At 37.5% G+C, this 2,723-nt stretch carries 3 protein-coding genes; all 3 read right to left on the bottom strand.

Features of this window, described 5'->3' with window-relative positions; translation table 11 throughout:
- Nucleotides 1-282: 282 nt before the first annotated feature.
- The 3 genes from CHH67_RS25635 to CHH67_RS25625 all read right to left on the bottom strand — a co-directional run bounded on the left by CHH67_RS25635 (nucleotide 283) and on the right by CHH67_RS25625 (nucleotide 2,098).
- Nucleotides 283-738 carry an NUDIX domain-containing protein gene (locus CHH67_RS25635; RefSeq protein ID WP_095268196.1) on the bottom strand — a complete coding sequence of 152 codons (456 nt, stop codon included), beginning with the start codon at nucleotides 736-738 and terminating at the stop codon, nucleotides 283-285.
- 160 nt (nucleotides 739-898) lie between these two features.
- Nucleotides 899-1,294, bottom strand: coding sequence for a contact-dependent growth inhibition system immunity protein (locus tag CHH67_RS25630; protein WP_179292226.1), 396 nt, complete (start codon nucleotides 1,292-1,294; stop codon nucleotides 899-901).
- A gap of 231 nt (nucleotides 1,295-1,525) precedes the next feature.
- Nucleotides 1,526-2,098, bottom strand: coding sequence for a DUF4145 domain-containing protein (locus CHH67_RS25625; RefSeq protein WP_095268195.1), 573 nt, complete (start codon nucleotides 2,096-2,098; stop codon nucleotides 1,526-1,528).
- Nucleotides 2,099-2,723 lie beyond the last annotated feature (625 nt).

Raw genomic sequence — 2,723 nt, 5'->3', positions numbered from 1 at the left:
GATATATATCTTTCAGTGAATAATTCAATAAAAATACCTCCTGATAAAATTAAATATTGTCATGAATCAACATTATCCTACCAGAAAATCTTACTTGGCTCAATTTATTCGAGGTTTTCGTCTAACGTTTTGTATTCACGACGTCCGACGGATGTCGGATGTGTCCGCGGCCTATACTTCCCTGCCGATAACTTCTGCGGACCGAGGGCGAATGCCCGATGCGTGAATGCGGTGTTATATTATATGATGGTGACGACTTCTCGAATTACTTACAAAATGTTCTTAATAGTACTTTAATAATTCCTTATCGATTTCATCTATGTATCCAATGTCTTCAATTCCATCCCAAAATATGATCTTGTTTGCTTCCTCATTCACTTGAAATGGTTTTTCCGCTCCTATATCTGCGCTGAAGAGGCCCCCATATTCAATCTTTCCAGATCTTAATGTAAACTTCATTAATCCCTTAAAATCAATTTTCTCAGGAGATTGATTCGTTTCTTCAAGCATTTCCCTAATCGCACATTCTCTTAATGATTCTCCTGGCTCGAGTAGGCCTCCAACTACCTCCCAATTGTTCTTCCAGCCATTAAATAAAAGTAGAAAACCATTTTTATTCTTTGCAACGACTAATGCATGTGTAATTGGGTAATCCAATCTAATTTGTTCTACTTCCTCTTCAGTGATATTTAACAACTCTTCGAAAACATCACCTTTTTGGTTTATACAAATTGGCATTATTCATCTCCCCCACAAAATAAGTACTTCGTCAGTTTCATATAACGTTCCTGTATTCACGACTCGACGTATGTCGAGTGTCCGGCGAATGCCGGGCCAAGGACGAATGTCCACCGCGTGAATATTATGTTATGTGATGTACCGGGCTTCCTGAATCGACTTACAAATAATCACTTCTATATTTACTTATTTGCTCTTCTAATGTGTTTCTCACTTCTTCATAGGTTCTAATCACTTCATCCAATTCGTTCTTTAATTCTTTATGTTCGTTCCAATATTCTTTTTCTACTTTGAGTACCGCGCAAAATAAATCTCCAATATATAAATCTCCTGATCCGAATGGATTCTGGATTAACTTCTCTAAAGCTAATGGCAAAATAAAAGGTAGATTTATTTGCTGCCCGATCAAAAGTCTTAAATCTTCATTATTCAATTCGCAAAGAGGTTTCTTCCTTGATTGATGTACTTGGATCACTAATGAGGAAGAAAAATTCGGTTCATCCCAATATTCACCTTCAAGCTCTTCTAGGGTTTTGGTTAGATCGACTTGCTTCATGGATTCACCTTCTTAAATAAATGGTTTCCGGTATGTCACATAACGTCTTTGTATTCACGAACCCGAGAGGCTTAAGGTCCGCTAGGACCGGGTGGCTCCGCCACTTTGCCTCGCAGGGTTGTCTGCTGAATTAGCTTCCTCGAAAGGCCTCTGCAGACCAAGGTTGGCGTCAGCCGACCGCAGCGTGAATACGTTGTTATGAGATGTCTATGCCTTCTTGATATCACATAACTATTGTTTCTCTATTCTTGATTTCTTCAATCTTCTTTCTTTCAACCATCTGAGCTCATCAACTTGGTCCTCTATCTCATACAAGTTCTCAATAGTGTGCTCTATAATTCTAATTGCAATAAAAAGTTCTTCTTTCGTGGGAATATCTAATTCATGAACTGCTGAATTCCCCATATATCTGTGTTCATGTAGAATCGTTGCATGTTTCTGTGTCAAGTATCCTTTTGTATGAAGCCCCTCAATTTTAAGTTGAAGGTTTTTTCCTTCTATACCTGCTGAATGACATATTCCTTCTACAATTGATCTCAACCCAGTTGCACACAAGATAAATAGATTTGAATTATAAGATTCGATAACTTCCTTATATATCTTTCTTAATTTACTTGGTAATACAACAAAGTCCTTAGCTAAGAGATTGTCCTTATCTCTATTAGGATAAAGAGTGACTACTGGTTCAGCTTCACCATTCGGATTAATATCCTCACTAGTAATCCACATTTCTCGAAATGAAACTTCACCACAACCTTGACATTGAATAATTTGCCACGTTCCCTCAGCATAATCAATTTGCATGTCAGGATAACTTTCTGGTGTGTATATCTCTCTATGCTCACTAATCAATTTATGATTTGTCTCTTGTTTACATTTAGAGCAGTAAACCTTCAATTAGTTCACTCACACTTTCACTTGAATTTTTATTCATTGCAGAGATTTCTCATATCGTTGTGCATTCACGACGTTCAAGCGGCTTAAGACACGTAGTGCCGGTGGCTCTGCCACTTAGCCGGTTGAACGTGTCCGGTGAATCCACTACCTCGAAATGCAACTTCCGGACCAAGGGTCGAGCTTGTCTCGGCCCGCTGCGTTGAATGCGATGTTATGCGATGCCCCTGGCTTCTTGAATCTACTTTCAGATCTCTTAATTGCTCTTATTCGTTCTATTTAATGTATTGTTATCCGATTGTATATTCGTTTTTGATTAAGCTTATTCCTTCAATTTATTTCTTTATAAATTGTTTATTAATGTTTTGTGTTATCGCGAGGCATGCATAATTGATTCTCGTTTATATTTCCTTCGCGAAAGTAACTATGCTTTTCAATTATCTTTATTTGATTTCCTTAGGTCATTTATTAATATATCAAGTCTTTCAATAATTCGTTCGTCGTTTTCTACCTTCCTCTTAGTAAATATCTCAAG

The sequence above is a fragment of the Paenibacillus campinasensis genome (genome assembly GCF_002272015.1).
Taxonomy (GTDB): domain Bacteria; phylum Bacillota; class Bacilli; order Paenibacillales; family Paenibacillaceae; genus Paenibacillus_AQ; species Paenibacillus_AQ campinasensis.
Note: the sequence above shows the minus strand (reverse complement) of the source record. Positions and strands in the feature narration are given on the sequence as shown.

Excerpts from the sequence above, each read along its gene's own strand:
- CHH67_RS25635 (WP_095268196.1), bottom strand. The coding sequence starts at position 738 with ATGCCAATTTGTATAAACCAAAAAGGTGATGTTTTCGAAGAGTTGTTA.
- CHH67_RS25630 (WP_179292226.1), bottom strand. The coding sequence starts at position 1,294 with ATGAAGCAAGTCGATCTAACCAAAACCCTAGAAGAGCTTGAAGGTGAA.
- CHH67_RS25625 (WP_095268195.1), bottom strand. The coding sequence starts at position 2,098 with ATGCAAATTGATTATGCTGAGGGAACGTGGCAAATTATTCAATGTCAA.